Origin of the sequence: Alkalihalobacterium chitinilyticum (assembly GCF_029028005.1) — a bacterium.
GTDB classification, from domain to species: Bacteria; Bacillota; Bacilli; order Bacillales; family Bacillaceae_F; genus Alkalihalobacterium; species Alkalihalobacterium chitinilyticum.
Map to the genome: position 1 here is coordinate 134282 of NZ_JAOTPO010000007.1, position 25762 is coordinate 160043.

At 41.8% G+C, this 25762-nt stretch carries 24 protein-coding genes; 23 read left to right on the plus strand and 1 reads right to left on the minus strand.

Annotated elements, in window-relative coordinates; all coding sequences use genetic code 11:
• Nucleotides 1-690 precede the first annotated feature (690 nt).
• From uvrB to N7Z68_RS12000, 21 genes are all read left to right on the plus strand, one after another.
• Nucleotides 691-2670: an excinuclease ABC subunit UvrB gene (uvrB, locus tag N7Z68_RS11900; RefSeq protein ID WP_275118700.1), complete on the plus strand. Its 1980-nt coding sequence runs from the start codon at nt 691-693 to the stop codon at nt 2668-2670.
• Between the two features lie 7 nt (nt 2671-2677).
• Nucleotides 2678-5551, plus strand: coding sequence for an excinuclease ABC subunit UvrA (gene uvrA / locus N7Z68_RS11905; protein ID WP_275118701.1), 2874 nt, complete (start codon nt 2678-2680; stop codon nt 5549-5551).
• A gap of 477 nt (nt 5552-6028) precedes the next feature.
• Nucleotides 6029-7141, plus strand: a complete 1113-nt coding sequence (locus N7Z68_RS11910) for a DUF4097 family beta strand repeat-containing protein (protein ID WP_275118702.1) — start codon at nt 6029-6031, stop codon at nt 7139-7141.
• 19 nt (nt 7142-7160) lie between these two features.
• Complete coding sequence (locus N7Z68_RS11915) at nt 7161-7364, plus strand: PspC domain-containing protein (RefSeq protein ID WP_275118703.1); 204 nt, start codon at nt 7161-7163, stop codon at nt 7362-7364.
• Nucleotides 7361-7720 (plus strand): phage holin family protein, encoded by a 360-nt coding sequence (locus N7Z68_RS11920; RefSeq protein ID WP_275118704.1) that lies wholly within the window; start codon nt 7361-7363, stop codon nt 7718-7720. Before N7Z68_RS11915 ends, N7Z68_RS11920 begins: the two co-directional genes overlap by 4 nt.
• 369 nt (nt 7721-8089) lie before the next feature.
• Complete coding sequence (gene hprK, locus N7Z68_RS11925) at nt 8090-9028, plus strand: HPr(Ser) kinase/phosphatase (RefSeq protein ID WP_275118705.1); 939 nt, start codon at nt 8090-8092, stop codon at nt 9026-9028.
• A gap of 280 nt (nt 9029-9308) precedes the next feature.
• Entirely contained in the window at nt 9309-10193 is an 885-nt protein-coding gene (gene lgt / locus N7Z68_RS11930; protein WP_275118706.1) for a prolipoprotein diacylglyceryl transferase, read from the plus strand.
• Between the two features lie 25 nt (nt 10194-10218).
• Nucleotides 10219-11184 (plus strand): nucleoside recognition domain-containing protein, encoded by a 966-nt coding sequence (locus N7Z68_RS11935; protein WP_275118707.1) that lies wholly within the window; start codon nt 10219-10221, stop codon nt 11182-11184.
• Nucleotides 11174-11815, plus strand: a complete 642-nt coding sequence (gene ppaX, locus N7Z68_RS11940; protein ID WP_275118708.1) for a pyrophosphatase PpaX — start codon at nt 11174-11176, stop codon at nt 11813-11815. The genes N7Z68_RS11935 and ppaX overlap by 11 nt, the downstream gene beginning before the upstream one ends.
• 2 nt (nt 11816-11817) lie before the next feature.
• A complete protein-coding gene (locus tag N7Z68_RS11945) occupies nt 11818-12339 on the plus strand; it encodes an acyltransferase (RefSeq protein WP_275118709.1) in 522 nt (173 codons plus the stop codon).
• A gap of 799 nt (nt 12340-13138) precedes the next feature.
• Nucleotides 13139-14329, plus strand: coding sequence for an ATP phosphoribosyltransferase regulatory subunit (locus N7Z68_RS11950; RefSeq protein WP_275118710.1), 1191 nt, complete (start codon nt 13139-13141; stop codon nt 14327-14329).
• Nucleotides 14322-14963, plus strand: a complete 642-nt coding sequence (hisG, locus tag N7Z68_RS11955; RefSeq protein WP_275118711.1) for an ATP phosphoribosyltransferase — start codon at nt 14322-14324, stop codon at nt 14961-14963. Before N7Z68_RS11950 ends, hisG begins: the two co-directional genes overlap by 8 nt.
• Complete coding sequence (hisD, locus tag N7Z68_RS11960; RefSeq protein ID WP_275118712.1) at nt 14960-16234, plus strand: histidinol dehydrogenase; 1275 nt, start codon at nt 14960-14962, stop codon at nt 16232-16234. Before hisG ends, hisD begins: the two co-directional genes overlap by 4 nt.
• A gap of 1 nt (nt 16235) precedes the next feature.
• Entirely contained in the window at nt 16236-16826 is a 591-nt protein-coding gene (hisB, locus tag N7Z68_RS11965) for an imidazoleglycerol-phosphate dehydratase HisB (protein ID WP_275118713.1), read from the plus strand.
• Complete coding sequence (hisH, locus tag N7Z68_RS11970; protein ID WP_275118714.1) at nt 16827-17468, plus strand: imidazole glycerol phosphate synthase subunit HisH; 642 nt, start codon at nt 16827-16829, stop codon at nt 17466-17468. It abuts the gene before it with no gap.
• Nucleotides 17461-18195, plus strand: a complete 735-nt coding sequence (gene hisA / locus N7Z68_RS11975; protein WP_275118715.1) for a 1-(5-phosphoribosyl)-5-[(5-phosphoribosylamino)methylideneamino]imidazole-4-carboxamide isomerase — start codon at nt 17461-17463, stop codon at nt 18193-18195. The genes hisH and hisA overlap by 8 nt, the downstream gene beginning before the upstream one ends.
• A gap of 1 nt (nt 18196) precedes the next feature.
• On the plus strand, nt 18197-18955 hold the full coding sequence (gene hisF / locus N7Z68_RS11980) for an imidazole glycerol phosphate synthase subunit HisF (protein ID WP_275118716.1): 759 nt from the start codon (nt 18197-18199) through the stop codon (nt 18953-18955).
• On the plus strand, nt 18952-19581 hold the full coding sequence (hisIE, locus tag N7Z68_RS11985; protein ID WP_275118717.1) for a bifunctional phosphoribosyl-AMP cyclohydrolase/phosphoribosyl-ATP diphosphatase HisIE: 630 nt from the start codon (nt 18952-18954) through the stop codon (nt 19579-19581). The genes hisF and hisIE overlap by 4 nt, the downstream gene beginning before the upstream one ends.
• A 667-nt stretch (nt 19582-20248) precedes the next feature.
• Nucleotides 20249-21289, plus strand: a complete 1041-nt coding sequence (locus tag N7Z68_RS11990; RefSeq protein WP_275118718.1) for a tetratricopeptide repeat protein — start codon at nt 20249-20251, stop codon at nt 21287-21289.
• A 247-nt stretch (nt 21290-21536) separates the two neighbouring features.
• Nucleotides 21537-22484, plus strand: a complete 948-nt coding sequence (trxB, locus tag N7Z68_RS11995; RefSeq protein WP_275118719.1) for a thioredoxin-disulfide reductase — start codon at nt 21537-21539, stop codon at nt 22482-22484.
• Between the two features lie 620 nt (nt 22485-23104).
• Nucleotides 23105-23569 carry an 8-oxo-dGTP diphosphatase gene (locus N7Z68_RS12000; protein WP_275118789.1) on the plus strand — a complete coding sequence of 155 codons (465 nt, stop codon included), beginning with the start codon at nt 23105-23107 and terminating at the stop codon, nt 23567-23569.
• A gap of 143 nt (nt 23570-23712) precedes the next feature.
• Here the strand turns inward: N7Z68_RS12000 and N7Z68_RS12005 are convergent, their stop codons facing one another.
• Entirely contained in the window at nt 23713-23847 is a 135-nt protein-coding gene (locus N7Z68_RS12005) for a hypothetical protein (RefSeq protein WP_275118720.1), read from the minus strand.
• Nucleotides 23848-23896: 49 nt separating this feature from the next.
• Between N7Z68_RS12005 and rapZ the strand changes: the two genes are divergently transcribed.
• Entirely contained in the window at nt 23897-24790 is an 894-nt protein-coding gene (gene rapZ, locus N7Z68_RS12010; RefSeq protein WP_275118721.1) for an RNase adapter RapZ, read from the plus strand.
• The gene (gene mgfK / locus N7Z68_RS12015) at nt 24790-25737 is read left to right on the plus strand and encodes a gluconeogenesis morphogenetic factor MgfK (RefSeq protein ID WP_275118722.1); all 948 of its coding nucleotides are present in this window, start codon (nt 24790-24792) and stop codon (nt 25735-25737) included. The genes rapZ and mgfK overlap by 1 nt, the downstream gene beginning before the upstream one ends.
• Nucleotides 25738-25762: the final 25 nt, after the last annotated feature.

Here is a 25762-nt window from a genome sequence, read left to right on the forward strand (position 1 = left end):
CGACTGCAGCCTTAGTCCGGTTAAATGACTCTAAGCATTTGTGCTAAAAAGCACCACCTCATAAAAGATAGAATGTTAGTTTGTCCTTACTAAGTGTGTGGGCACCTTGGCTTTTGAAGCTTCCGTATACCTCTTTTATTGTAAACGATTAGATGCAGGTAGGGGGGGATACTATTTTTGTAGATTTAGAGTGAGGTTGATCCAAATACTGTAAAATGAGCACTGTAAAATGGGCACTGTAAAATGGAATCTAGAGCTTGGAATTACCTGATCCTGTAAAAAAATTAACCTAAACACCGTTTTAGTGTTGATATTTTCCTGATCCTGTAAAGATATTAATCTAATTACTGCTTTAGAGATGATATTTACCTAATATTGTAAAAAGATAATCTAAACACCAGATTAGTTTGAATATATTCCTGCTAGTACATCCCGCCCCCTCGAGTAACCCCTTAGAACCTGTCCACTACAATGAATGAAAACAAATTAGAGAATATACGTTCGTTAAAATTGTGTAGAAGGGGGGGCTGTGTGTTATAATGAATACATTGGAAACAGAACGAAATCGTTTTTATATACAGCCAGAAGTACGATCTTTCTTAATAAAATGACGAAAAAAGCGACCCGTGCCGCCACTCGCACAAATAGCGGGCAGTGCGCACTTTTGTGAATAGAAGGAGGAGCCAGGCGATGGAGCACAGTTTTGAGTTAGTCTCTCAATATCAACCACAAGGGGATCAGCCAGCAGCGATCAAAGAGCTTGTGAAAGGCGTTGAAGAAGGAAAGGTTCACCAAACGCTGTTAGGAGCTACAGGGACAGGGAAAACATTTACGATCTCCAACTTAATTAAAGAAGTCAATAAACCGACATTAGTTATTGCCCATAATAAAACGTTAGCGGGACAGCTGTACAGTGAGTTTAAAGAGTTTTTTCCGAACAATGCGGTTGAGTATTTCGTGAGTTACTATGACTACTATCAGCCCGAAGCATATGTTCCTCAATCCGATACGTATATTGAAAAAGATGCCAGTATTAATGATGAAATCGATAAACTGCGCCACTCTGCGACAAGTTCACTTTTTGAACGAAAAGATGTCATTATTATTGCGAGTGTTTCTTGTATTTACGGTTTAGGTTCGCCGGAAGAGTACCGGGACCTTGTCGTTTCCCTTCGAACGGGGATGGAAAAAGAACGTAACGAGCTTTTGCGTGATCTCGTCGACATTCAATATGACCGCAATGATATTAACTTTACTCGTGGTACGTTTCGTGTTCGCGGTGACGTCGTCGAAATCTTTCCGGCTTCCCGTGACGAGCAGTGTATTCGTGTGGAGTTTTTTGGAGATGAAATTGAACGAATTACAGAAGTCGATGCATTGACAGGTGAAATAAAAGGTGAGCGAAATCATGTGGCGATCTTCCCAGCCTCCCACTTCGTTACACGTGAAGAAAAACTAAACCGTGCGATTGTGAACATTGAAGCTGAATTAGAAGAACGCTTGAAAGAAATGAACGAGAACGGAAAATTACTTGAAGCCCAACGTCTCGAACAGCGGACACGCTATGACCTTGAAATGATGCGGGAAATGGGCTTTTGTTCAGGGATTGAAAATTACTCGAGACATTTAACGTTCCGAAAAGAAGGCGACACACCGTACACCTTACTGGACTTCTTTCCAGACGATTATTTAATTGTCGTTGATGAGTCACATGTCACGTTACCGCAGATCCGCGGGATGTATAACGGGGACCGTGCGCGAAAGCAAGTACTCGTAGACCACGGCTTTAGATTACCGTCTGCTCTTGATAACCGCCCGCTGCAGTTTGAAGAATTTGAAGGAAAGACAAATCAAATTGTCTATGTTTCAGCAACACCAGGACCGTATGAGCTAGAAAAAACACCACAAGTTGTTCAACAGATTATTCGTCCGACAGGCCTGCTCGATCCTACAATCGAAATACGTCCAATCGAGGGGCAAATTGATGACTTAATCGGACAAATCAATGAACGTGTCGCTCAGAAAGAACGAGTACTCGTTACGACGTTAACGAAGAAAATGTCTGAGGACTTAACCGATTATTTAAAAGAAATCGGAATTCGCGTGCAGTACATGCATTCTGAAGTAAAAACGTTAGAGCGGCTCGAAATTGTCCGCCAGCTTCGAATCGGAACGTACGATGTGCTTGTCGGAATTAACTTATTAAGGGAAGGTCTCGATATTCCTGAAGTCTCGCTCGTGACGATTTTGGATGCAGATAAAGAAGGCTTTTTACGTGCCGAGCGGTCTCTTATTCAGACCATCGGACGTGCAGCGCGTAATGTGAATGGGCATGTCATCATGTACGCGGATAAAATGACGAAATCGATGAAGATCGCTATTGATGAGACGAACCGGCGCCGTCAAATCCAAAAAGAATACAATGAAAAGCACGGCATAACGCCAATGACGATACAAAAGAAAATTCCAGAAATTATCCAAGCGACGTACGCTGCAGAAGCAGATGCAACGTATACGGCTGTGGCACCGACAGGCAAGATGAGCAAAAAAGACCGCCACGCGATGATTGAACGAATGGAAAAAGAAATGAAAGAAGCAGCAAAAGATTTAAACTTCGAACGTGCAGCAGAATTGCGTGATTTAATTTTAGAGCTAAAAGCGGAAGGATGAAGGTAAGATGGCACTCGAAAATATCATCGTTAAAGGAGCACGTTCTCATAATTTAAAAAATATCGATGTGACGATTCCGAGAAACAAGTTAGTCGTATTAACAGGACTTTCAGGTTCGGGTAAGTCATCACTTGCGTTTGATACGATTTATGCAGAAGGTCAACGCCGGTATGTGGAGTCGTTGTCGGCGTATGCCCGTCAGTTTCTAGGGCAGATGGACAAGCCGGATGTCGATGCGATTGAAGGATTGTCACCTGCGATTTCAATTGACCAGAAGACGACGAGTCGTAACCCGCGTTCCACAGTCGGAACAGTCACGGAAATCTATGATTATTTACGTCTTCTTTTTGCGCGAATTGGCCGTCCGATTTGTCCGAAGCATGGCGTTGAAATTAGCTCACAAACGGTCCAGCAGATGGTCGACCGCATTATGCAGTACCCGGAGCGTACGAAGATGCAAATCCTAGCACCGATCGTGTCTGGACGTAAAGGCGAGCACGTGAAAGTGTTAGAAGATATTAAGAAGCAAGGATATGTCCGTGTACGTGTCAACGGGGAGATGCGTGAAGTCGCTGAAGACATTGAACTGGAGAAAAATAAGAAGCATAGTATTGAAGTTGTCATTGACCGGATTGTCATGAAGGAAGGAATTGCAGCGCGTTTAACCGATTCAATCGAAACTGCTCTTGGTCTAGGGGACGGACGTGTGCTTGTCGACGTCATTGGTGAAGAAGAACTTCTCTTCAGCCAGCATCACGCGTGTCCGCATTGCGGGTTTTCCATCCCTGAGCTTGAGCCTCGGATGTTTTCTTTTAACAGCCCGTATGGTGCATGTCCTACGTGTGACGGGTTAGGTACGAAATTAGAAGTCGACTTAGACCTTGTCATCCCAGATCGTTCCAGGTCATTAAATGAGCATGCAATTGCGCCGTGGGAACCTACGAGCTCGCAGTATTATCCGCAGCTGTTGAAGTCTGTGTGTGAACATTATGGGATTGATATGGATCTTCCAGTGGAGCAAATTCCTGAATCGCTATTCAATAAAGTGTTATATGGAAGCGGCACGGAAAAAATCTATTTCCGCTATGAAAACGAGTTTGGGCAAGTCCGCGAAAATAACATTCTATTTGAAGGGGTATTAAACAATATTGCCCGTCGTTATCATGAAACGTCATCTGATTATATTCGTGAGCAAATGGAAGGCTATATGGCCCAACACCATTGTCCGAAATGTAAAGGGAATCGCCTTAAGAAAGAAAGTCTGTCAGTTTTAATTGGTAAGAAACACATTGGAGAAGTCACGGCTTTATCTGTTAAAGACGCGAAAGCTCTTTTTGATGAGCTTGAACTGACCGATAAAGAAATCGCGATTGCCCGTCTGATTTTAAAAGAAATTAATGAACGTCTCGGGTTCCTCATTAATGTCGGCCTTGATTACTTGTCACTGCAGCGCTCTGCAGGTACGCTTTCTGGCGGTGAGGCGCAGCGCATTCGTTTAGCGACTCAGATTGGTTCGTCCTTAATGGGTGTTCTTTATATTCTCGACGAACCATCCATTGGTTTGCATCAACGGGACAATGACCGTCTAATTGAAACGTTAAAGCATATGAAGAATTTAGGAAATACGTTAATTGTTGTCGAACATGATGAAGACACGATGACTGCAGCCGACTACATTATTGATATCGGCCCTGGAGCCGGCGTGCACGGGGGGATGATTACAGCACAAGGGACTCCTGAGGAAATAATGGAGGATCCGAATTCTTTGACCGGACAATACTTATCCGGGAAGAAATTTATCCCGCTTCCATCAGAACGAAGAAAATCGGATGGCCGCATGCTGACGATTAAAGCAGCGAATGAAAATAACTTGCAAAAAGTAAATGTCGATATTCCGATCGGTGTGTTTGTTGCGGTAACGGGTGTTTCGGGCTCAGGTAAAAGTACGCTTATTAATGAAATTTTATATAAATCGCTCGCTCAAAAACTGCATAAAGCGAAAGACAAGCCCGGATCTCATAAAGAAATTAAGGGACTTGAGCATGTGGATAAAGTCATTGATATTGACCAGTCCCCGATCGGCCGTACGCCTCGTTCAAATCCGGCGACGTATACGGGTGTGTTTGACGATATTCGCGATGTCTTTGCTTTAACAAATGAAGCGAAAGTGCGTGGCTATAAAAAAGGGCGCTTTAGCTTTAACGTAAAAGGCGGGCGCTGTGAAGCTTGCCGCGGTGATGGAATTATTAAAATCGAGATGCATTTCTTGCCGGATGTCTATGTGCCTTGTGAAATTTGCCATGGCAAGCGTTATAACCGGGAAACGCTAGATATCACGTATAAAGGAAAGACGATTGCTGATGTACTGGAAATGACAGTCGAGGACGGTCTGGAATTCTTTGCGAATATCCCGAAAATCAAACGGAAGATCGAAACACTAGCAGATGTCGGTCTCGGCTACATGAGGTTAGGTCAGCCGGCGACTACGTTATCAGGAGGAGAAGCGCAACGGGTCAAACTCGCTTCTCAGTTACACAAACGATCGACAGGTAAAACGCTCTATATTTTAGATGAGCCAACGACCGGTCTTCATGTTCACGATATTGACCGTTTATTAAAAGTGTTGCAACGATTAGTCGATAACGGAGATACCGTTCTTGTCATCGAGCATAACTTAGATGTCATTAAGACAGTGGATCATATCATTGACTTAGGTCCAGAAGGCGGCGATAAAGGCGGTCAAATCGTAGCGACCGGAACACCAGAAGAAGTCTCCACGGTAAAAGGTTCCTATACCGGTTATTATTTAAAGCCGATCTTGGAGCGAGACCTGCAACGGATGGAAGATCGAGTGAAAGAAAAAGAACTTCTGAAAAAGTAATAACCTAAAGCCTTATTAAACAAAATATTGTAGTAGGCCAAAGCGTGTGGAATCGAAATTTCACACGCTTTGCATTTAGCTTGTTAACTTAACTGGCGCCAAGACGCCCACTTTAAGCCTATGAGGAAGCAAAGTCCATATCGTGTGGGCGCATTAACAACGTAATTGGTTTCCACTGGTTTTAATGAAGGGCGAAGAAAATCACCACAAAAACCAGTGTACTCATTCAATATAAAATGAAATGAATAGCTAAAATAAAGTTAACTGAATAACTCGAGCATACTAGCAACGACAGCGCTTTTAACCCAATACTCTTTAAATACATGCCTCCCTATATCCATCAAATTACTGAGAGACTCAAGATAAGAAGATTTTAAGAATATTTTTAGAGATTCTTAATTAATTTGTAACTTTTTTCTTCATAGGACGTATGTATTATTGAGTTAAGAAAAGATTTCCATAGAGGAGAGGTTCTACATGGAAGAACGTAAAATGATCTTGAAAATGATTGAAGACGGAAAAATTACAGCAGAAGAAGGGTTAAAGTTATTAAATGCCCTTCAGCAAGACGAGCCAAAAGAAACGAAGGAGAAGCAGGCAACGGAAGAAAAGCAACAAACGGCATTATCTGAGCGTGTGGATTGGGACAGTAAACGTCAATCGCGTCGTACGTATCGTCAAACTTCAGGTGCCAGTATTCTAACAGGCTTTATTGAAAATGCTATTCAAAAAATTAAGGATTTAGATCTAGACTTTAATTTTGGTCCGTATGTTGAAATTGAACATATTTTTCACCATAAACACTTTACTGGAAAAGAACTAGATTTTTCATTAGAAAATGGTTCAGTGACATTAATTCCATGGGAAGAGCAAGATATTCGTGTCGAGTGTAAAGCTAAAGTGTACCGCGCTCGTGATGCCGAAGAAGGAAGACAAACGTTTCTGCAAGAGACGGTCTTTGAAGGAAGAGAAGACCGGGTCAAATTTTATTCTAAAGTTAAGACGATTAAAATCCAGGCTACTTGCTACATTCCGAGAGAATATTATAATTCCATCAAGGTCTACACGTTTAACGGGCATATTAAGGGGGAAAATCTTCAAGGAGGCAAGCTGGAGACGAAAGTCGTTAACGGAAGCGTCCACCTTACAGATGTAGAAAGTAAAAAACTTTACGCTGAAACAGTGAATGGACCAGTGGACATTTCAGCCGCTCATAATGAATGGTGTGAAGTGAAGACGATGAACGGTGCGATTACGTTAGAAGGAAAAAACATTGATGTCAGTGTGGAAACGGTCAATGGAGCGATTCACTACCGACTCGATGAAGTGGCTGAGCCGTGTTACGCAGATTTAAAAGCCACGACAGGAAGTATTGATGTTTCCTTACCTGACGACCTTCGCGTAGAAGGGAAGCTGGAAACGAATGTTGGCGGGTTTACGTGTGATTTAAATGGACTGGAAATTGTCGAAGAGAAAAAAGACTTCGTACAGAAAACACTTTCCTTTATTGCAAATAAAGAATGTTCTCCACGTTTTAAATTAGAAGCAGAAACCAATACAGGATCTATTCAAATTGAGCAACGCTCGTAAAAATGCGAGGTGAAAAAACATGCAAAAAAGACTGTTTCGAACCGTTCATGATCGAAAGCTAGCCGGCGTATGCGGCGGGCTGGCTGCCTATTTTGGAATTGACCCGTCTCTCGTTCGTGTTCTATTTATCATTCTTTTCTTCCTCACTGCAGGATTTCCACTGCTCCTCGGTTATATAGCAGCCGCTTTCGTTATTCCGAATGAAGGAGATATTGTGGATTGATGGGATGGATCATACACTTACTCGTCAATAGTATCACGCTGATTATTGTTGCCCACTTCTTTGGGCAGTTTCATATCGCTGACTTTGGAGCCGCATTCTTTGCGAGTATCATTCTTTCGATTTTAAATTTTATCGTTCGACCGATCCTCGTTATTCTGACACTGCCGGTTACGATTTTAACTTTAGGATTTTTCTTATTTGTGATTAATGCGATTACGCTCCAATTAACAGCTGCCTTCATGGGTTCATCATTTGTGATTGACGGCTTCGGAATGGCCATTTTAGCAGCCATTATCATCACAATTCTTAATACCGTGATTCAAAAAATGATAGTCGAGCCGTTGAAGAAATCGTAATATCATGACCTGCTGTCTACCATAAAGCACTGAAACAATGAATTATCATTGTTCAGTGCTTTTTCGTTTGCAAGGAAACATTCTAAAGGGCAGGGGCTTATATGTTAGCTAAGTTTCGTGTAACAGGCATTTTTATTTACAATACAAAAATTTCCTTATAACATAGTGGTTGTGCAATGCGACCCATCGTTTTGCTCAAAGATTGCTACTCTTTTTTTTTGATTAGTCTTGCGGAAGCATGCTTTTGACCCGTTTTTATAGGCTAAACTTTTTCTGTCATTACGCTTGGATTGCCCGACCTTTTTTCTTCAGTACTTTTAAGGTTATAATGTGTAAGTAATGTTGATGTATAGGATGGAGGATAATCGGATGGCAAAAGTTACTGCAAATGATTTGATAGAAAATTTTCAGTTAGAGCTTATTAGTGGAGAGGAAGGCATATATCGGCCGATCGCAACGAGTGATATTTCCCGGCCTGGTATTGAAATGGCTGGTTTTTTTACATATTACCCGGCAAACCGTCTTCAGTTGCTCGGTCGAACGGAGCTTTCGTTTTTTGAACAATTAAGTGAAATTGATAAGAAAGAGCGGATGCTTAAGCTTTGCACATATGACACTCCAGGTATTATTATTTCTAGGGGACTAGAAGTTCCGGCTCAGCTTGTTGCTGCTTCTGAAGAAAAAGGAGTGCCCATTTTACGGTCACCTGTAACGACAACGCGCTTAAGTAGTAGGCTGACGAACTATTTAGAAAGCAAACTTGCTCCGATGACAGCGATTCATGGTGTGCTTGTTGACATCTATGGAATAGGTGTACTAATTATGGGAGCTAGTGGTGTTGGTAAAAGTGAAACGGCACTTGATCTCGTTCGCCGTGGCCATCGTCTTGTTGCGGATGACTCAGTGGAAATTCGCCAAGAACATGAAGATACGTTAATCGGCCGTTCACCCGAATTAATTAAACACCTGCTTGAAATTCGCGGGTTAGGAATTATTAATGTCATGACTCTTTTTGGAGCTGGGGCGATTCGTCCGTTTAAACGGATTGCACTCGTTATTAATCTAGAATTATGGGATCAAAAGAAAGCTTACGATCGCTTGGGCTTGGAAGAAGACACTTTAAAAATTATTGATGTAGACGTGCCGAAATTGACGGTTCCCGTTCGTCCGGGTCGTAACTTAGCGGTTATCATTGAGGTTGCAGCGATGAACTTCCGATTAAAACGACTTGGTATTAATGCGGCGCAAGAGTTTTCCGAGCGTTTAACGGATGTGATTGAAGAAGGAGATAGAGACGACTATTTATAGAGGTTGTTGAAGAGGATGTTCAAAAAGTGCAGGAAAAATCTCCGTCGGTAGAAGACCTTCGACTAAGAGCCCCACGTCCTGTGGGAATGTCGAAGTCACCACAGCCTGTGTTGCTCGTTGGTTTGTTGGTGCGTTCCTCATGTATTAAAGCATACGCTGTGGTACTCGTAACTGCACCGCCTCGAACTTCTTGGATCTTTTTGTCCTCCTTTTTGAACACACACTTGAATTTTAAAAAAACTTTTGAAGTCGAGCTTAAATTGAATAAGAGGTGAAATTGATGGAGGAAACCATTCAACCATTAAGTAGAATTGCGTTTGAATTAGGTCCGATCACGGTTTATTGGTATGGGCTTTTGATTGGAATGGGGGTAGTTGTAGGTTTTTTAATCGCTACTCGTGAAACAGAAAAGCGTGGGCTGCCGAAAGACACGTTTACGGATCTATTAATTTGGGCTTTACCTATTGCGATTATTTCTGCGCGTATTTATTATGTCATTTTCCGCTGGGAGCATTATGTCGATAACCCGTTAAAAGCGTTTGCGATCTGGGAAGGTGGTTTAGCGATCCACGGTGGACTTATTGGTGGTGTCGCGACGGCAATTGTTTTTGCAAGGCGAAGAGGAATTTCTTTTTGGAAAATTCTTGATATTGCTGCACCGAGTATTATTATTGCACAAGCAATCGGGCGTTGGGGGAACTTTATGAACCAAGAAGTGTACGGTGGTCCGGTAACACGTGAATTTCTTGAAAGCTTAATGCTTCCGCAGTTTGTTATTAATCAAATGTACATTAATGACCCCATCCATGGGTTAGGGTATTATCACCCGACCTTCTTATATGAGTCAATATGGAATATTTTAGGGTTTGCTCTATTACTATGGTTACGTCGTGTGAATTTAAAGCAAGGGGAAATTTTCCTAAGCTATGTCATTTGGTATTCTGTCGGCCGCTTCTTTATTGAAGGTATGCGTTTAGACAACTTAATGATTGGCGACTTTTTACGTACAGCACAGATTGTTTCAATCATCTTAATTGTCGGTGCTGTGATTATATGGATTTATCGTCGAAAGACAGGTTTGGCGTCAAAGAACTATTTAGATGAAGAAACGGCTGTAAAACCAACAGCTGGTCAAACGAAAGCAAAAAAGAAAAAGAAGAAGTAAGGTCTTGTTCGGAGAGGGGCTCAAGGTGGGAATACTAATACGGGGATTAATGGTAGGATTACAAACAACATGGACATTAGGGAAAATCATCTTCCCCATCACGCTGATCATTACGATTCTCGGCTATACCCCAGTCCTTGAGTGGCTGGCTCAGTTGCTGGCACCTGTGATGGGGTGGATTGGATTGCCTGGGGAGGCTGCCATCCCGTTAATTTTAGGGAATGTGTTGAATTTATATGCGGCGATCGGTGCGATTTTAACGATGGAGCTGACGGTCAAGGAAGTTTTTATTCTAGCGGTTATGCTTTCCTTCTCTCACAATCTGTTTGTCGAGTCAGCGGTAGCTGCAAAGGTTGGTATCCGGATGTCCGTCGTATTGGCGGTGCGATTAGGTTTAGCGTTATTCTCTGCGTGGGTCATTCATCTGTTATGGCAGGGTGGAAGTGAAATTGCCCAATACGGCTTTGTTTCTTCGGGGAATGAAGCCGAAGTAACAGGTTGGCTGGCCATCGTGTGGAAAGGAATTGAAAGTGCAACAATTGGAATTGCTCAATTAGCGCTTATCGTCATTCCACTGATGATTTTTATTCAAATTATGAAAGAACTAAATTGGTTAAAAGTGTTCTCGAAGTGGATGTCCCCGTTTACGAGGATGCTTGGAATCCGCGAAAACACTTCGACGACGCTTGCTTCTGGCTTATTCTTTGGCTTAGCGTTTGGAGCAGGGGTTATGATCCAAGCAGTAAAAGAAGACGGAGTGAAAAAGAAAGATTTATATTTAGTATTTATTTTTCTCGTCGCTTGTCACGCTGTCATCGAAGACACGCTCATATTTATTCCATTGGGCATTCCCATTTGGCCGTTACTGATCATCCGGGTTGTTACAGCGATCGTTCTAACGATGGTGATCGCCTTTATTTGGAACCGCTATGAGAAAAAGCAACAGCAAAAGCAGCAAGTAACAGGAAAGGAAGCTGTAAATGAAAATTGATACACTACTATTTGATCTCGACGGAACATTAATTAATACGAATGATTTAATTATTTCATCCTTTTTGCATACACTTGAGCATTATTTCCCAGGGAAATATTCTCGTGAAAAGGTGATCGAATTTATCGGACCGCCGCTTGTCGACAGTTTTAAAGGAATTGATTCTGAGCGTGTGGAAGAAATGATTACGATGTACCGTGAACACAACTTATCTAATCATGACTTATTAATTAAGGAATATGAAGGTGTGTTTGAAACGATCGAACGTTTGCATAAAGAAGGATTTAAGTTGGCAGTTGTAACGACGAAAATGAAAAGCACTGCAATTCGCGGGTTAGAAGTAACAGGCCTTGATCGTTTTTTTGAAGTGATTGTAGCGATTGATGATGTTGAAAAAGTAAAACCAGATCCTGAACCGCTCGAAAAAGCGATGAAAGCCCTAAAGTCAACAGCTGAAACGACGATTATGGTCGGTGACAGCCAGTATGATATTTTAGGTGGGAAAAACACAGGCACAGCAACAGCTGCAGTCGCTTGGTCCATTAAGGGTGAGGCGTTTATTCGCTCGTATGAACCGGATTATGTACTAGAAGACATGAGAGATTTATTGAAAATCGTTGGAGTGGAGTAAATGTGAGAAAGACGAAACGGTATCCCGTCGAAGGCAGTAATTCGCTTTGGCAAATTTATAAGACAGTTCCCTTCTGGAAAGTCGCGAAGAGCTTTGTTGTGATTCAATTGGCTCGGTATACACCGTATATCGGCTTGAAAAATTGGATGTACCGGAAGTTTCTTAAGATGAAAGTCGGTGACCAAACAGCAGTGGCGTTGATGGTCATGATGGACGTTATGTTTCCTGAGAAAATTTCCATTGGGCGCAATTCAATCATCGGCTATAACACGACGATCCTTGCGCATGAGTATTTAATTAAGGAATATCGTCTTGGTGATGTTATCATTGGCGATGAAGTGATGATCGGTGCCAACTCGACGATCTTACCCGGGGTAACGATTGGCGACGGGGCGATTGTATCGGCGGGCACTCTCGTTCATCAGGATGTTCCTGCCGGCAGCTTTGTCGGTGGAAATCCAATGCGCGTCATCTACACGAAAGAAGAGATGGACGAGCGCAATAATGTTCACTTTATGGAGTAATAAAAATGATCGCGGTGCCAGGTACCTTTACCACTGTACAGTAGTAAGGTACCTGGCACCGTTTCTTTGTAACGCGCAAATAAGGTCTTCTGAGTCCGCATAATTCATCAAAAAGTGAAAAAGAGTTGCTGTTAGCAGCTCTTTTTATTCAAAATGGTAGTATCCAACGTAGATTTTATCAATTTCGTGCCGAGTGAAACACTTATTGCAGTATCTAGTATGAATTACCCGTATTATTTTAGTTGGTTCGGTTAATCTAGTTTTGTTATTGTCCGCTCTCACTAGTTTATTGTCGGAATTCGATATTTTATTGTCCGATTTTTAATTTTATTGTCCAATTTGAACGATTTATTGTCGGAATTTAACTTTTTATTTGCCAAACTGTGTCAACAACAAGATCTCGTCTAACCTCCAAAACCCTCAATTAATCCACCGCCGCCTGAATTTTTGAATTTTTTGTATCATTACTGTTCCTTTCTTTTCCATCAGTGTTACTATAGTTGTATAAATATCTCAAGAATAGCATGGCGAGTATTGCCGGCGTATGATTTAAACTGTAGTTTCTAGCCAAATTAAGGGGAGGAAATACGGCTCATATTGGTTGACGATTGTAGTAGATGCGTGTAAACTACTATATAATATCCTTTATCTTGTTAGTACATTAGCGAACTAAAGCGTCACACTTAAAGCTGAACAAATTTTATTTACTAATTCGCGTTAAGCATTATACCGAACACAACGTCCGCTAAATCGTACTAAACAATGTACTGAAACGTACTAAAGTATGGAGAGTGAAAACATGTCAAAACCATTTATGTTCGAAAAACCGATTGGGATGAGAGACACGTTACCGGAGTTATTTGAAACGAAGCAACGTATTGCAAATGATATAAATGAAGAAGTATCTCGTTGGGGGTATCGTGCCATTCAAACCCCAACGCTAGAATATTACGAAACCGTAGGAGAAGCTTCAGCGATCCTCGATCAACAGCTATTTAAATTGCTTGATCAAGACGGAAACACATTAGTGCTTAGACCGGATATGACCGCACCGATTGCACGTCTTGCCGCTTCAAGCTTAAAAAATGAAGCTTATCCATTACGACTTTCCTATCATACAAACTTATACCGCTCCCAGCAGCGCGAAGGCGGAAAACCGGCTGAATTTGAACAAATCGGCGTTGAGCTTGTCGGAGATGGAACATCAAGTGCGGATGCAGAAGTAATCGCGCTTATGATCTCTTCACTACGCAAAGCTGGGGTAGAAAACTTCCAAGTGGCGATCGGCCATATTGGCTATGTCAATGCATTATTACTTGAAGTCGTCGGTAATGAAGAGCGAGCTAATGTGTTAAGACGTTATTTATATGAGAAAAATTATGTCGGCTATCGTCAGCATGTAAAAAGCTTGCCGTTATCATCGATTGATAAAAGCCGTCTCCTAGACTTATTGAAATTACGCGGTGGCAGTGAAAAAATTCAAGCCGCATCCGAATTAGTTCAAAGCGAAGCAGGCGAAAAAGCGCTGCAAGACTTATCAAAACTGTGGGAAGCATTAGAATGCTACGGTGTGACAGAATTTTTGAAAATTGATTTAAACCTCGTCATGCATATGAGCTATTATACAGGCGTTGTCTTTGAAGGCTACGGAAGTCGTCTAGGTGTTCCGCTTGGAAGTGGCGGACGCTATGATGAGTTGCTCGCTAACTTTGACCGTCCTGCTCAAGCAACAGGCTTCGGCATTCGCCTTGACTTACTCGTTGAAGCGATCGGGACGAAGAAAGAGTTAACGCCGCAAACGTGCATCATTTTCAGTAATGAGCGCAGAAAAGAAGCGATCGACCTTGCCACCCAAAAAAGAGAACAAGGTGACGCTGTCATCCTGCAAGATTTAGCGGGAATTAAAGATGTCGATGTTTTATCTGAGCAATTTGCAGAAGTTATTTATTGTATCGGCAAAGCAAAGAATGGAGGTGCTAATGATGAGTGAGTGGTTAACGGTAGCCATGCCTAAAGGTCGTATTTTTGAAGAAGCAGCAGATTTACTAAGAAAAGCTGGGTATGCATTGCCAGCAGAGTTCGACGACTCGCGTAAATTAATCGTTGATGCACCGGATGCAAAGATGCGCTTCATTCTTGCCAAGCCGATGGATGTACCGACGTATGTGGAACACGGAGTGGCAGACGTTGGTGTTGCCGGAAAAGATACGATGCTTGAAGAAGAACGAGATGTCTATGAAGTTCTCGATTTAAAAATAAGTGAATGTTATTTAGCAGTAGCAGGCCTGCCGACGTATGAGAAGCAAAATGAGATTGCTCCGAAAGTCGCTTCAAAGTATCCGAATGTTGCAATTCGTTATTTTAAAGAACAAGGCGAGCAAGTCGAAGTGATTAAATTAAATGGATCGATTGAGCTGGCGCCTCTCGTTGGTTTAGCCGATCGCATTGTCGATATCGTTTCAACAGGTCGGACGTTAAAAGAAAATGGCCTCGTTGAATTAGAAAAAATCATGGACATTACGTCTCGTCTGATTGTTAATCCAGTCAGTTATCGAATGAAAGATGAATGGATTGATGATTTGGTCGAACGTTTGGCTAAAGTCATTGAGGGGGAAGACGAATGAAAATTATAAATGTAACGAAAAACGTCTCTCTTAAGCGAACAATCGAAGCAGGAACAGAAACGCAGCAGCAAGCGGTAACCCAAATTATTGAAAAAGTAAAAGCATACGGCGATGAGGCATTAATGGCCCTAACAGAAAAATTTGACGGTGTTCGCCTCCAGTCATTTGCGGTGACAAAAGAAGAAATTGAAAGAGCATATGAAGAAATAGAAGAAGAAGCTCTAGCTGCAATTCGTGAAGCGATTGAAAATATTCGTGATTTCCATGCTCGTCAAAAAAGAGAAACATGGATTACGACAAAAGAAGATGGAACGATGCTCGGTCAAAAAGTCACCCCGCTTGATTCGGTCGGGGTGTATGTTCCAGGCGGACGCGCAGCTTACCCATCTTCCATTATGATGAACGTCATTCCGGCTCAAGTCGCTGGAGTTGAGCGCATCGTGATGGTCTCGCCGCCGCAATCGAATGGGTCCTGGCCGGCAGGTGTACTAGTGACGGCCAATGAGCTTGGCGTAAAAGAAATGTATAAAGTCGGCGGTGCTCAAGCGGTTGCTGCATTAGCTTATGGCACTGAAACGATCGCACCGATTGATAAAATCGTTGGGCCAGGAAACATTTATGTGGCTCTCGCGAAACGAGCCGTGTTTGGACAAGTCGATATCGATATGATTGCAGGTCCGAGTGAAATTGTTGTATTAGCCGATGAAAAAGCGAACCCTATTTTTATAGCAGCAGATCTACTATCCCAAGCGGAGCACGACCCGATGGCATCGGCCATTCTTGTCACACCTTGTGAGAAACTTGCGCAAAAAGTCGCCGATGAAGTCATTGTACAACTTGAAACGTTACCGAAAAAAGACATTGCCGCGGCGTCGATCCAAGATTACGGAGCGATTTATGTGACGCAAGATTTAGCGGAAGCGATTGATGTCGTTAACCAGCTAGCACCTGAACATCTTGAAGTGCTAACTGAAGAGCCGCTTACTTTAATAGGGAAAATTAAGCACGCAGGAGCGATTTTTCTTGGCCCATACAGTTCAGAGCCTGTTGGCGACTACTTTGCAGGGCCCAACCACGTGTTACCGACGAACGGAACAGCCCGTTTTTCGAGCCCGTTAAATGTGGATGATTTTACAAAAAAATCGAGCATTATTTATTATAGTCAAGCAGCACTGCAAGCGAATGGTAAAAAAATAACAACACTCGCTCGTCTCGAAGGGTTAGAAGCCCACGCACGAGCTATTGATAAGCGACTAGAGGAGGAAAAGTAAAATGGAACGTACAGCTAGTATTGAACGAAACACAGGTGAAACCCAAATTAAACTACAGTTTTCAATCGATGGAGAAGGAAAATCTGATCTAAATACGAACGTTCCTTTTATGACTCATATGCTGGATTTATTCACGAAGCACGGTCACTTTGATTTAACCGTTGATGCCAAAGGTGATGTAGAAGTGGATGATCACCACACAACAGAGGATATCGGGATTTGTTTAGGAATTGCTCTTAAGGATGCATTAGGAGATAAAAAAGGCATTAAACGTTACGGAAACGCGTTTGTACCGATGGATGAAACGTTAGCTCAAGTCGTTGTTGATTTAAGTAACCGTCCGCATCTTGAATTTCGTGCTGAATTCCCAAGTCAAAAAGTGGGTACATTCGATACAGAATTAGTCCATGAATTTTTATGGAAACTTGCTCTTGAAGCACGTATGAACTTACATGTCATCGTTCATTATGGCCACAACACTCATCACATGATTGAAGCGGTCTTTAAAGCGTTAGCGAGAGCTCTAGATGAAGCGACACAAATTGACGAGCGCGCTAAAGGCAGAATTCCGTCGACGAAAGGAATGTTATAAATGATCGGTGTCATTGACTATGGGATGGGGAACTTACATAGCGTAAGCAAGGCGCTTGAACGTTTAAATAAAGACTATTTCGTCTCTGAAAAAGTAGAAGAGCTTCAAAAAGCAGACGGCCTCATTTTACCTGGGGTAGGTTCATTCCGTGATGCGATGGAAATTTTAAAGCAGGATGGACTTGCTGACTTTGTGATCGAGTGGGCTAACACAGGTAAGCCGTTACTCGGCATTTGCTTAGGGATGCAGCTTTTATTTGAAGAAAGTGAAGAAAACGGGGAAACGACAGGGTTAAATCTTTTACCTGGTGCCGTGCGTAGGTTTCCTGGTGTAACGGCTGCAGGAGAAGCGTACAAAGTGCCGCATATGGGTTGGAATCAGCTGGAGTTTCAGCAGCCCGACCATCCGTTATTAAAAGACGTTGAGAATGGACATGTCTATTTTGTTCACTCATACGTCGTTCGTACAGACAATAAAGAAGTGTTGATTGCCAGCAGCGAGTATGACGGGGATGTACCTGCTGTAGTCGGTAGAAATAATATTATGGGAACGCAATTCCACCCAGAAAAAAGCAGTTCAATCGGAATGAGCATTCTTGCAAACTATGTGAAACTGGTAGAGGGGAGCCTATCAAATGAGTAAAGTAACGTTATATCCTGCAATAGATATGCGCGGCGGAAAATGTGTCCGCCTGATCCAAGGCGATTATGACCAGGAAACGGTGTATGGCGACTCGCCGTTTGAGATGGCTAAAACATTTGCTGAAGCAGGGGCTGATTGGATTCATATGGTCGACCTTGATGGAGCAAAGGCAAAGAAACCGGTTAATTTTGAGCATGTTCTTCGAGTAGCTAAAGAGCTGAATGTAAACGTCCAAATCGGCGGCGGTATTCGTACAAAAGAAGACGTGGCTTTTTATCTAGACCAAGGCGTTGACCGTGTCATTCTCGGAAGCGTTGCTGTGAACGATCCTGATTTTACAAAAGAAATGCTAGCTGCATATGGCGGTGAAAAAATTGCAATCGGTCTAGATGCTCGTGATGGGTATGTCGCAACAGAAGGCTGGCTCGAAACATCTCAAGTCAAAGCAGAAGAGCTCGGAAAAGAAATGGCTGACTTCGGAGCAGAAGTATTTATTTTTACTGACATTTCTCGCGATGGAATGCTATCAGGTCCTAACGTAGAGGCATGTCGCTCACTAGCGAATGCAACTGGAAAAGAAGTCATCGTATCCGGCGGTGTCAGCCAATTAGCGGATTTAACAGAAGTGAAACCTTATGCTGCTGAAGGCGTTCGCGGTGTTATTATCGGTAAAGCACTGTATACGAACCAATTCACGCTGGCGCAAGCGTTAAGTGAGGTGGAATAAGATGTTAACGAAACGAATTATTCCATGTCTCGATGTTAAAGAAGGTCGTGTCGTTAAAGGAGTTCAGTTTGTCAATTTACGGGACGCGGGTGACCCTGTTGAACTTGCTGCTTTTTACGATGAGCAAGGCGCTGATGAACTCGTATTCCTCGATATTTCCGCTTCCCATGAAGGAAGAGAAACGATGGTCGAAGTGGTTGAGGAAGTGGCTGCAAAACTGGCAATTCCATTTACCGTTGGTGGGGGCATCAACTCATTAGCGGACATGAAGCGTGTGCTTCGTGCAGGTGCGGATAAAGTGTCGCTCAATACAGCCGCTGTTAATCGTCCAGAGCTGATTACAGAAGGTGCGGACTACTTCGGTTCCCAATGTATCGTTGTGGCGATTGACGCCAAGTATGATGAGGAGCTCGGTTCATGGCGTGTATATACACATGGCGGTCGTACGCCAACCGATTGGGAAGTGATAGAATGGGCAAAAGAAGCTGTTCGTCGCGGTGCAGGAGAAATTCTCCTCACAAGTATGGATCAAGACGGTGAAAAAACAGGCTTTGACTTACCATTAACGAAAGCTGTAAATGCAGCTGTAACAGTTCCCGTTATTGCCTCAGGTGGTGCGGGTGCAAAAGAGTGTTTCTATGATGTATTCACGGAAACGAAATGTGATGCGGCATTGGCTGCTTCTATTTTCCATTATAAAGAAACGTCTGTAGCTGAAGTAAAGACTTTGTTAAAAGAAAAGGGGGTACCCATGCGATGAATTTAGAAAACTTGAAGTTTGATGAAAAAGGTTTAATCCCCGCGATTGTTCAAGATGCGCAAAGTAAAGAAGTATTAACTTTAGCTTATATGAATCGAGAATCTCTTGAAAAAACGATCGAAACGAGAGAAACGTGGTTTTATAGTCGCTCTCGCCAAGAGTTATGGCACAAAGGGGCAACTTCGGGAAATACGCAAACAGTGACTGACTTACGTTACGATTGTGATTCAGATGCCCTGGTAGTACTCGTCGATCCGAGCGGCCCTGCTTGTCATAAGGGCGTGTATACGTGTTTTGCTGACTCTTTATTGAATCAAGGTGAGGTAACGGCTAAGGAAGACCGATTTGGGATTCTCTCTCGCTTAGAGTCATTGATAGCAGAACGTGAAGCTGAAATGCCGGAGAAATCGTATACGACGTATTTATTTGATAAAGGTGTCGATAAGATTTTAAAGAAAGTCGGCGAAGAAGCTGGCGAAGTCATTATTGCAGCGAAAAACCGTGATCCAGAAGAGCTGAAATGGGAAGTTGCAGATTTACTGTTCCACCTGCTCGTCCTGCTGCGCGAACAAAAGCTTCCATTGGACGAAGTGCTGGCCGTACTTGAGGAGCGCCATACGAAATAACAGGAAAAAGCTACTTGCGGGAAGGTGAATATTGGTCGATATTCGCCTTCTTTTGAATTTTTGCGGAGTTTAAGTACTAGTATTAGAGCCCGAAATATCCAGTAACAGGAAAAAGTGGTTCATAAAAGCTGTATTAGAGCCCGAAATATCCAGTAACAGGGAAAAACGAGTCGTAAAAGCTTTATTAGAGCCCGTAATATCCAATAAAAGGAAAAAGCGAGTCATAAAAGCTGTATAAGAGCCCGAGATATCCAGTAACAGGAAAAAGCGAGTCATAAAAACTTTATTAGAGCCCGAAATATCCAGTAACAGGAAAAATTGAGTCATAAAAGCTGTATAAGAGCCCGAAATATCCAGTAATAGGAAAAAGCGAGTCACAAAGCCGTATTGAAGCCCAAAATCCACAGTATTAGTAAAAAACGAATTACCAAAATGTTAAAACTCACCCCAAGATGCCCAGTATGAAGAAATAGTGAACTAGCACCATGCAGTCCACTCCAATGATAAAAAACTAAAATCTCCATTCAAGCTCCCCACCCACCGTCTCAACAAGCACATAAGCTCATCTCTTCATGATAAACTTTGTCGAAATTTCACTAATAAAATTAAACAGAAATATAGTATACTTGCAATAGCTGAATTATTACTTTGGAGGAAAACTGTATACATGACTTTTAAAGCAAATAACGCGATTAAGTTGGGGAAAGTGATACCTTTTATTCAAAATGGAGATTATTTTTATCAAAAAGGTATTTCATTTTATCGTAAAAATAATATGGATCGGGCGATTTATTACCTGGAAAAAGCTATTGAATTGAAAAAGGATGATCCTGTATACCATTGTCAGCTATCAGCAATTTTAGCAGATAAAGGTGAGTATGAACGTTCGAATGAAATCTTAGATTACGTCATTTCCGAGTTGGATCCGACGATGTATGAATGTTATTTTTTTATGGCCAATAATTATGCACACCTCGGTTTATTTGAAAAAGCAGAGGAATTGGCGTTTGAATACATTGAGAAAAATGAAGATCAAGAGTTTTTAGATGACTGTATGTCCTTAATTGATCTCTTATGTTTAGAAAAAGAAGATAACTCATTTGAGACTAGATTAGACGAAGAGGAATTACTCATTATTCGTCATGAAAATGCGGCTGCTCACATCGCTCGTGGACATTATGAGTTGGCCATTGATCAATTTAAAAAGATGATTGAAGACCGCCCTAATTTATGGTCGGCTCATAATCAAATAGCGAAAGCACTCTTTTTACAAGGACAACATGAAGAAGCATTTGAGCGAACGTTTGAAGTTTTAGAAAATGACCCGGGTAACTTCACAGCCTATTGTCATTTAACGACCTTTTACTTCGAAACGGGTGAAAAAGAAAAGGCGTATGAGTTCGCGTCATGGTTAACAAAGATTAGCCCCATCGATATCGAACAACGTTTTTTATTAGCAGAAACATTATGTAAAATAGAGCTCTTTAAAGAGAGTTTCTTAAAACTGCGCTTATTAAAAAAAGACAATTATCATGAAACTGCAGACTTCTTACGATGCTATGCGGTGGCAGCCTATCATTGTGAAGAGAAGGAACGTGCTTATATTAGCATGAGGAAAGCCGCAAGACTCGGCGATCAAAAAGCTAAAGAATTTTTAGCGGATGAAGCAAACGGTTTGCTTAAGAATGAGAATGTTCGGTATAATTAATACACCTAAGGGTATAGTATCAGCTCGTTTTCGGAACCCAATAAAACAGCTTAACCAACTGGGCGTTCGACGTACCAGCAGTCGCAATTGGATTTAGTAAAAAAATGATGAAATAATCAAGCAATTTATTGGACTTCTGAAAAAGATATAACTACGATAGACAGAGAAGGTAAGTGGAATACTAATTGGGGAATAGTAAAGATAACGATCAAAAGCCCTTAGCTAGTAACCAGAAGGAGTGAGATAGATGAGTGAAGAGAAAATTTATGATGTGATTATTGCTGGAGCTGGTCCTGCGGGGATGACTGCTGCGGTTTACACATCGCGCGCGAATTTAAGCACAGTTATGGTTGAAAGAGGCGTTCCTGGAGGCCAAATGGCGAATACAGAAGACGTAGAGAACTATCCTGGATTTGACCATATTCTTGGTCCTGATCTTTCAAACAAAATGTTCGAGCATGCTAAAAAGTTCGGTGCTGAGTATGCCTATGGCGATATAAAAGAAATTATTGACGGCGAAGATTATAAAATCGTAAAAGCTGGAAGCAAAGAGTTTAAAGCAAAAGCCGTTATCGTAGCAACTGGTGCTGAGTATAAAAAGATAGGTGTACCCGGAGAAAAAGAATTAAGCGGCCGCGGGGTTTCATATTGTGCGGTTTGTGACGGTGCATTTTTCAAAGGAAAAGAACTTGTTGTTGTCGGCGGCGGAGACTCTGCTGTAGAAGAAGCGGTATATTTAACTCGTTTTGCTACAAAAGTAACGGTCGTACACCGTCGTGAAGAATTAAGAGCGCAAAAGATACTTCAACAGCGTGCTTTCGATAACGAAAAGGTTGAATTCATTTGGAACCATACAGTTAAAGAAATTAACGAAGCAGAAGGAAAAGTAGGCAGTGTAACACTTGTCAGCACGGAAACAGGTGAAGAACGTGAATTTAAGACAGACGGTGTCTTTATTTACATTGGGATGCTGCCGCTAAATGCTTCGGTTCTTAATTTAGGGATTACAAATGAAGACGGTTATATTGTAACAAACGATGAAATGGAAACGAAAGTACCAGGAATTTTTGCAGCTGGTGATATTCGTGAAAAGACTCTTCGACAAATTGTTACAGCAACAGGTGATGGAAGTATTGCTGCACAAAGCGCTCAACACTACATTGAAACCTTAGCTGAAAAAGCGAAAGCAAAGTAATAGCAAGTCTCGAGAAGGGGACAACGAGTAAAGATTCGCTTGGAATTTACACATCGACAATAATCTACAAAAAATCTTTACAAAACGTAACTGTGTCTTAACTCTTTTGTAACAGTCATGCAACATAAAAAGGTTACTATAAGAGTAAGTAATTGACCCCCTTTTTTATATATTACTTTGAAGCACGGACATAAATTTGTTCGTGCGCTTTTTTTTATTATAGAAAGTGTTTTTATTAATCAAGATCTTGCTATCGAAATAAATGCAGTGATTTGGATTACGACATGAGATCGAGCAATATAATTACTATAGAAAAAGAACACCTCGTATTTTGCTTAGAACACCATGTATGTGACATTAAAAAGTAATTTGTTTTATGACGATAGTTTATAGGAGTTAAATTTAATACTAAAAACGTAAAAATCATTTATCCCAGAAAATTCCCTTCCTACGAAAGAAACACATCAGTGAACGATAATTCAATAGTTCATTCATATGGACAAATTCGACAAAATTTTATCAGATCTCTATGTATTACCAGTTTTCCTGTAGGGAGCTTACCGTTGTGAGTACAACTGTTTGATAGTATACTTAGGTCATGAGAACGTGAGGTGAGTCGTGTGCAGAGAGTTACGAATTGTATTGTTGTAAAAGACGGATCGATTTTAATGCTGCAAAAACCTCGCCGTGGCTGGTGGGTTGTACCCGGCGGGAAAATGGAGGTAGGTGAGTCCGTACTAGAAGCAGTAAAACGAGAATATCGTGAAGAAACCGGACTTACTGTTATTGATCCAAAAATTAATGGTATTTTTACGATTGTCATAAAAGACGGTGATGCCATTCAATCGGAATGGATGTTATTTACGTTTAAAGCCAACCAATTTACTGGCGTTCCACTCGAACAGTCGCCTGAAGGAAAATTAGAGTGGAAACCGATAGATGAAGTGAAAGAACTGCCGATGGCTGCAGGCGATCGATATATTTTCGAACATCTGTTATACAATGATGAACCGCTTTACGGTACGTTCCACTATACACCTGATTTCCAGCTTCTTTCATACCGCTTAGAACCGAATCAACCGTAAAAGTAAGTGTTTCTTATTTTTCAGATGTCTAGAACCAGCGACCAGCGAGACTTCGCTCACCTTGATGCGATAAGTCAACATTGGCTCACTAGCGGTCACCGTGTTTCCTTTATCTCATTCGGCGGGTTCCAGTCTGTACGTCGCTAATTGGACGCTTGTGCTTTTCCATGCCTGGCTCCAGGTGCCATCGGTTCAAGGTCGCTTCGGTCCATCAAGCGTGTCTTATAGCAAGGACACTTGGCTGGGTCCTCCAGCGCTTGTCGGTGATGTGCAGGCATCTTGTGCTTTTCTTAGAAATCTCAATAAAATGAAATAAAGGTGATATAGATGACAGAACAAAAGGAAGATATTCAAATTGTCATTATTACAGGAATGTCTGGGGCAGGAAAAACAGTAGCTGTTCAAAGCTTTGAAGATTTAGGATATTTTTGTGTAGATAATTTACCTCCTGCCCTAATTCCGAAGTTTATTGATCTCATTGAAAGCTCGGGCGGTAAGATGAATAAAGTCGCTTTAGTTATTGATCTTAGAGGTCGTGAGTTTTTTGATCATTTCTTCGAGGTCATTGATAAATTAGGAAACTCGTCAAATCTTCATTTAAATCCGCAAGTTTTATTTTTAGATGCAAAAGATGCTAAATTAGTGCAACGTTATAAAGAAACACGTCGCTCTCATCCGTTGGCACCAAAGGGCTTGCCGCTTGAGGGCATCAAAGCTGAACGTGAAATGCTCGAGGAATTAAAAGGAAGAGCACAACAGATTATTGACACAACCGATTTAAAGCCGATCCAATTACGTGAAAAAATCAGCCAGCGGTTCTCTACTGAAGAACAACCGTTATTCTCAGTTAATCTTATGTCGTTTGGATTTAAATATGGGATACCGATTGATGCAGACCTCGTATTTGACGTTCGATTTTTACCGAATCCACACTATATTGACCATATGCGTCCAAAGACTGGTCTTGATGAAGAAGTATCTTCGTATGTCTTAAAATGGTCAGAAACACAGCAATTTATTGAGAAACTTCGTGATTTGCTTGTTTATATGCTTCCGCAATATAAGCGTGAAGGAAAAAGTCAACTTGTTGTTGGTATTGGTTGTACGGGCGGAAAGCATCGCTCCGTAACATTGGCTGAGTATTTTGGGGAATATTTTTCAAAAGAGTATGTCGTCCATGTGAGTCATCGAGATATTGAAAAAGGAAAGGACAGACACTAGTGGAAAAGAAAAAAAAGGTTGTTGTCATCGGGGGAGGAACCGGTTTATCTGTTCTTTTACGTGGGTTAAAAACATTTCCGGTGGATATTACAGCAATCGTAACGGTTGCTGATGATGGGGGAAGTTCAGGACGGTTACGAAAAGAATTGCATATCCCGCCGCCAGGAGATGTCAGGAATGTACTCGTCGCTTTGGCTGAGGTAGAACCGTTAGTAGAGCAGTTGTTTCAACATCGTTTTCAAAACGGAGACGGTCTAAGCGGCCATTCCCTAGGGAATTTACTTCTTGCCGGGATGACGTCGCTGACAGGCGATTTTGCAAGAGGAATTAGTGAACTTAGTAAAGTGTTAAATGTAAGGGGAAAAGTGTATCCTGCTGCGAATCAAAGTATTGTCCTTCATGCGAAGATGACTGATGGTACGATTGTCACTGGGGAGTCCAAAATTCCTCAGGTCGGTAAACAAATTAAACAAGTCTATGTGACACCTGCTAATGTGTCTCCATTAAAAGAAAGCATTGAAGCGATACAGCAGGCTGATAGTATCGTAATTGGGCCTGGGAGCTTGTATACGAGTGTTCTTCCGAATTTACTTGTTCCTGGCATAACGGAAGAAGTCAAAAAAGCAGCAGCGAAGAAAATCTATATTTGTAATGTCATGACTCAACCGGGTGAAACCGACCGGTATCGCGCATCGGATCATGTTAAAGCGATTGTGGACCATTGCGGCAATCGGCTTTTAGATTATATCGTAGTTAACCAACAACTGATTCCACAAGATATCATCTCCCGCTATGCAGAAGAGGGGGCTGAACCTGTGGAGTTTGATCAGATGCAACTCAAATCCTATGGAATTCGTATAGTAAACGAGTCATTTTTACAATATAAAGACAAACTAATAAGACATGATGCCAATAAAGTAGCTCAAATGATCCTACAGCTAACATAGTGTAAACGGCTAGAAATATGGGGGT